The sequence below is a fragment of the Stenotrophomonas sp. STEN033 genome, from assembly GCF_056856655.1.
Map to the genome: position 1 here is coordinate 1 of NZ_JBXFWM010000114.1, position 4,667 is coordinate 4,667.

At 69.1% G+C, this 4,667-nt stretch carries 7 protein-coding genes and 1 pseudogene; all 8 read left to right on the top strand.

Going from position 1 to position 4,667, the window contains the following annotated elements:
- Window positions 1-13: 13 nt before the first annotated feature.
- Window positions 14-784 (top strand): DUF2285 domain-containing protein, encoded by a 771-nt coding sequence (locus AC1VXC_RS20810; protein WP_482995088.1) that lies wholly within the window; start codon window positions 14-16, stop codon window positions 782-784.
- Window positions 785-895: 111 nt separating this feature from the next.
- Window positions 896-1,180: a helix-turn-helix transcriptional regulator gene (locus tag AC1VXC_RS20815; protein ID WP_004883058.1), complete on the top strand. Its 285-nt coding sequence runs from the start codon at window positions 896-898 to the stop codon at window positions 1,178-1,180.
- Between the two features lie 14 nt (window positions 1,181-1,194).
- On the top strand, window positions 1,195-2,052 hold the full coding sequence (locus AC1VXC_RS20820) for a replication initiator protein A (RefSeq protein ID WP_012076326.1): 858 nt from the start codon (window positions 1,195-1,197) through the stop codon (window positions 2,050-2,052).
- A 253-nt stretch (window positions 2,053-2,305) separates the two neighbouring features.
- Window positions 2,306-2,944, top strand: coding sequence for a ParA family partition ATPase (gene parA / locus AC1VXC_RS20825; RefSeq protein ID WP_006473304.1), 639 nt, complete (start codon window positions 2,306-2,308; stop codon window positions 2,942-2,944).
- Window positions 2,941-3,225: a hypothetical protein gene (locus tag AC1VXC_RS20830; RefSeq protein ID WP_006473305.1), complete on the top strand. Its 285-nt coding sequence runs from the start codon at window positions 2,941-2,943 to the stop codon at window positions 3,223-3,225. The genes parA and AC1VXC_RS20830 overlap by 4 nt, the downstream gene beginning before the upstream one ends.
- Complete coding sequence (locus AC1VXC_RS20835; protein WP_006473306.1) at window positions 3,222-3,767, top strand: DUF2840 domain-containing protein; 546 nt, start codon at window positions 3,222-3,224, stop codon at window positions 3,765-3,767. Before AC1VXC_RS20830 ends, AC1VXC_RS20835 begins: the two co-directional genes overlap by 4 nt.
- Window positions 3,764-4,375: a S26 family signal peptidase gene (locus tag AC1VXC_RS20840; protein ID WP_006473307.1), complete on the top strand. Its 612-nt coding sequence runs from the start codon at window positions 3,764-3,766 to the stop codon at window positions 4,373-4,375. Before AC1VXC_RS20835 ends, AC1VXC_RS20840 begins: the two co-directional genes overlap by 4 nt.
- Window positions 4,372-4,667: pseudogene (locus AC1VXC_RS20845) on the top strand (hypothetical protein); the annotation flags it as partial. The gene AC1VXC_RS20840 and the pseudogene AC1VXC_RS20845, both read left to right, overlap by 4 nt.

Consider the following 4,667-nt stretch of genomic DNA (forward strand, 5'->3'; position numbering starts at 1 on the left):
AGGAGGTTGCGTCATGGCTGACCCGAGCGCCGAACACTGGTATCCGACAGCGGCCTATCTCTACGTCCTGCACCTGGACGGCCCCGCGTTGGCGTGGGAATACCTGCGCCGAAATCCCGACTACCGCCGCGACTGGCTGCGCCGTCGCCGACGGCCGGACGCAGCGCAGGCATGGGGTCTGCGCCTGCTGGAAGATCCAGCCTTGGATGCGCGCGACGCGCATCCGGCCTGGTTCCCCGATCACGACGCCGTGGTACAACTTTACCCGGATGCCGACCCACCGCCCGAGGCCCATGCCTTCGAGTTCTGGCGCGTGCCTGGGCGCAAGCAACTGATCCACGATGGCAAGCGCCTGGTGCTGGTGTCGCACTGGCCAGGCTGCTGCCTGCGGCTCGCGCTTGCGCCGGGCCTGGAGGACGGCATGGCCTACCTTTACGCCACTCGGGCCTGCGCCACGCCGTGCGCGCGCTATCGCACGCTCGCGGCCGAGCTGGACGCCCTGGCCGTGGCAACGGTTGCCGCGCCTGCGGCGGCGGCCCGTTCCCGGCCCACGACGGCCGCGGTGCTGGAACTGCACACCTTGCAGGCTCTCGATGCGACCCTGGCGGGCGCGTCCTTGCGCGAAGTCGCCGAAGGGCTGTTCGGCGCGGATGCCGTCGCGGCCGACTGGCACAAGGACAGCGCCTTGCGCGCCCGCGTGCGCCGGCTGGTGCGGCGTGGCGAGGCGCTGATGCGCGGCGGCTATCGCCGCCTGGCACAGCTTCCGCTGCTGCCGTTGCAGTAGGGGGGACGTTTCGCGTCCCCCGCAGATCGTCCCTTAGCAAGCAGCCTCGCTTTCTTGAAAGTGCCTCTATCCGGCCGCGTGGTGTGGCCGGGCTTGATGGAGGTACATCCCATGCGACCCGCTCCCTTGCGGCCTGCCGCCGCTGCTGTCGCTGCGCCTGCGCAGCCCCAACGCTACCTGACTAACGACGAAGCCGCCGAGTACCTGCGCCTCTCGCCGCGCACGCTGGAGAAACAGCGCGTGATCGGCGGCGGCCCGAAGTTCCGTAAGTTCGGCCGCCGTGTCATGTACGCGGTGTCCGACCTCGATGCCTGGGCCGACCAACGCAGCTACGAGGCGACTTCCGACCCGGAATATGCCGAACGCCACGCGGGCGACTACCGTGATGGCCGCTGATCGCTGGCGCGTGGGTGGCCGTCGCCATGTCCAGCCCGCCAGGGCAAGCCTTGCCGCAGCGCGAACAGCTCGACCTGTTCCGCGCGCTGCCGGGCGACATGGCACCCCGCGACAGCCAGGACTTGATGGCCTTTCCGTTCTTCTCGTTGGCGAAGTCGCGGCGCACGGCGCCGATCGACTTCCGCGCCGGCGGCATCACCATCCGCGTGGAAGGCACGGCCGAGCATGGCATCGCAACGATATGGGATGCCGACGTGTTGATATGGGCCGCCTCGCAGATCGTGGAGGCGCGCGATGCGGGCATCCGCCCCTCGCGCTGGATACGCGCCACGCCCTACGAGATCCTGCGCTTCATCGGGCGCGGCACGTCCCTCAACGACTACCTGCGGCTGAAAGCCGCGCTCGACCGGCTGCAATCGACCAGCATTGCCACGTCCATCCGCGAGACGACCGGCCGGCGGCTGCACCGTTTCTCGTGGATCAACGAATGGCGCGAGTTGGCCGACGCCAGCGGCACGCCGTTGGGCATCGAACTGATCCTGCCGGACTGGTTCTATGCCGGCGTGCTCGATGCCGCGCTGGTGCTGACCATCGACCCGGCCTATTTCCGCTTGAAGGGCGGCATCGAACGCTGGCTGTACCGCCTGGTGCGCAAGCACGGCGGCAAGCAGCCGGACGGCTGGCAATTCGATTTCCGGCACCTGCACCGCAAGTCGGGCAGCGCGGCGCGCTTCTCCGACTTCGCCTACGACCTGCGCGCTCTGGTGGTGCGGCAGTCGCTGCCCGGCTACGTCCTGGGCATCGAGCGGATACCGGACGACGGAACGGAGCTGCTGACGTTCCGGCCCGTGCTGCACACGGCACGGGGATAACTGCGGGAAAAGGTGTGAATAGCCTCGTGCTATCAGGAGTACCGGGTATCGTGCTATCAGGAGTACGCCTATCGTGCTATCAGGAGTACGAAAACGCCGGAAAGCCAATAACGGCGCGGGTTTGCGTCCCCTCTAACTTACCTAACAAGAAATACATAACTTTTAGTAGAAGCGCGCCGTTTCGGTGGACAACCACCCAACGGCACCAAACGCAGGAGCGAAAGACCGGCTTTCCAACACGGAGGGCCGCGCCATGATCCTCGCTCTGCTCAACCAGAAAGGCGGTGTCGGCAAGACGACGCTCGCCACGCACATCGCGGGCGAACTGGCGCTGCGCGGCCAGCATGTCGTCCTGCTCGATGCCGACCCGCAGGGTTCCTCGCTGGACTGGACGCAGCGCAGAAGCCAGCAAGGCTTGCCACGGCTGTTCAGCGCCGTGGGCCTTGCCCGCGAGACGCTGCATCAGGAAGCGCCGGAGCTGGCCCGCCGCGCCGATCACGTCATCATCGACGGCCCGCCGCGCATCGCGGCCCTGGCGCGCTCCGCGCTGCTGGCGGCCGAGCGCGTGCTGATCCCGGTGCAGCCCAGCCCCTACGACCTGTGGGCCAGCGCCGAGATGGTGGCGCTGATCCGCGAGGCGCAGGTGTTCCGGCCTGCGCTGCGCGCGGCCTTCGTCATAAACCGGCGCGTCAGCACCACCATCATCGGCCGCGAGGCGCGGCAATCGCTGGCCGAACAGCCGCTGCCCGCGCTGCGCTCGGAAGTGCATCAGCGCATCGTGTTCGCCGACAGCGTGGCCGCTGGCCGGCTCGCACGCGAGACAGCGCCCGACAGCGCCGCCGCCCGCGAAATCACCGCCCTGGTGGACGAACTGCTGCGGTGGCCCACATGACAACCAAGCAGCCACCCAACAGCAAACGCACGGGCAAGCGCGTCGGCATCGGCGCACGTCCGCCCGCGAATCCACACGCCGAGGCGTGGATTCGCCAGGGCGACGCCGATGCGCTTGGCAAAGGCGACCTCTACACGGCCCGCCTCACGCTCGACATCACGCCCGCCATGCGGGCGCGCATCAAGGTGTCGGCCTTCACGCAAGGCGTGACTGTGGCCGATCTGCTGCGCAGCCTGCTGGAGCGGGAGTTTCCAGAACACCGCAGGGAGAACACACCATGACCGCATCCGCTTCGCCCGCCGCTGGCGCGGCCACGGCTGCACCGCCGCTGCATCCCGCGATACTCGCCGGTCAGGCCGGCAACGTGCCGCTGACCCGCGTTTCGCTGGCCTACCTCGAACATCGCTTCAAACTCTACCTGCGCTTCGGCGAACCTGCGCGCACGCTGCGCCTGGACGACTGGCGGCGCTGCGCGGTGTTCCTGCCGGGCGCGATGCTCTGCCGCATCCGCTGGCAGGCCAACGACTACGGCACGATCCGCTGGCAGCTCATGGTGATGCAGGCTTGCCCGCCGCTGGACGCGGCACAGCGCATCCCCGGCGTGCAGCCGGGCGCGCGCCTGCTGCTGCACGCCGAAGGCGATGCCAACGTGCGCGCCGTGCTGGAGCGCATCGACGGCATCGAGGCGCTGGGTATCGCCGCCATCGACGTGTCGCCCGCGTACTGGCGCACGCTGGGCAACCGTCTGGCGGCTCGCCTTGCGCTGCCCGAATACACCGCCGAGCGGCACGCCGCCTGGCTGGCCGGGAAGGTGTTGCCATGACCGCCCCAACCACCACCGCCAACGCGCCTGCCGTTGCGCCACGTCCTCGCTCGCACCCGCGTTCACGTTTGCGCGCTCGCATCGTCGTGGCGACACTGGCCGCCATCGGCTTCGCTGCGCTGGCCTGGGCGGCTTTCGTGTCGCCGCTGCCGCGTCTGACCTACAACCCGTCCGACAGCGTGGCGGTCGGCTGGTATCGCATCGACCCGTTCAACCCGCGCACCGCCTCGCTGCCACGTCCGTTGTCCGTGGACAGCATCGTGCTGGTGCCGCTTCCGGCCACGGCCGCCGGGCTCGCTGCGCAGCGCGGCTACCTGCCGACGCGCGTTCCGCTGCTCAAACGTGTGGGCGCGGTCGCGCCGCAACACGTCTGCATCGTCGCCGGTCAGGTACGCATCGACGGCGTGCCTTCGGCCACCGTGCTGCCTGCCGACCGGCTGGGCCGGGAGCTGCCATCCTTACAGCTTTGCCGCCGCCTTGAACCGGGCGAACTGTTCCTGTTGAGCGTGACGAATCCGGCATCGTTCGACAGCCGCTATTTCGGCCCGGTGAGCACATCCGCCGTGATCGGCGTTGCGCATCCGGTGTGGCTGGTGACACGCCCATGATGGCCGCCGACTCGCTGCGCTCTGACGTGCCATCGGGCATGTCGTTCTGCTGGCTGCTTCCGTGTCGCCGCACCTGCCGTGCCGGTGCATTCGCACCGCACGTCGCGCTGCATCCGGCGCAGCCGTCCAACGTGCAGGCGTCTTGCCTCGAACGCGCCCGGCCTACGGCCATCGCCGCGTTCGCCGGCGCGCTGGCTGCTCACGCAGCAGCGCCGCCGGGCCGCCGGTGCCTGGAGCGACAGCGGAAGGCAAAGGCGGAAGGCAAGACAAAAGGACGCGGCACCGGGCCGCG

Excerpts from the sequence above, each read along its gene's own strand:
- parA (WP_006473304.1), top strand. The coding sequence starts at position 2,306 with ATGATCCTCGCTCTGCTCAACCAGAAAGGCGGTGTCGGCAAGACGACG.
- AC1VXC_RS20810 (WP_482995088.1), top strand. The coding sequence starts at position 14 with ATGGCTGACCCGAGCGCCGAACACTGGTATCCGACAGCGGCCTATCTC.
- AC1VXC_RS20815 (WP_004883058.1), top strand. The coding sequence starts at position 896 with ATGCGACCCGCTCCCTTGCGGCCTGCCGCCGCTGCTGTCGCTGCGCCT.
- AC1VXC_RS20830 (WP_006473305.1), top strand. The coding sequence starts at position 2,941 with ATGACAACCAAGCAGCCACCCAACAGCAAACGCACGGGCAAGCGCGTC.
- AC1VXC_RS20835 (WP_006473306.1), top strand. The coding sequence starts at position 3,222 with ATGACCGCATCCGCTTCGCCCGCCGCTGGCGCGGCCACGGCTGCACCG.
- AC1VXC_RS20840 (WP_006473307.1), top strand. The coding sequence starts at position 3,764 with ATGACCGCCCCAACCACCACCGCCAACGCGCCTGCCGTTGCGCCACGT.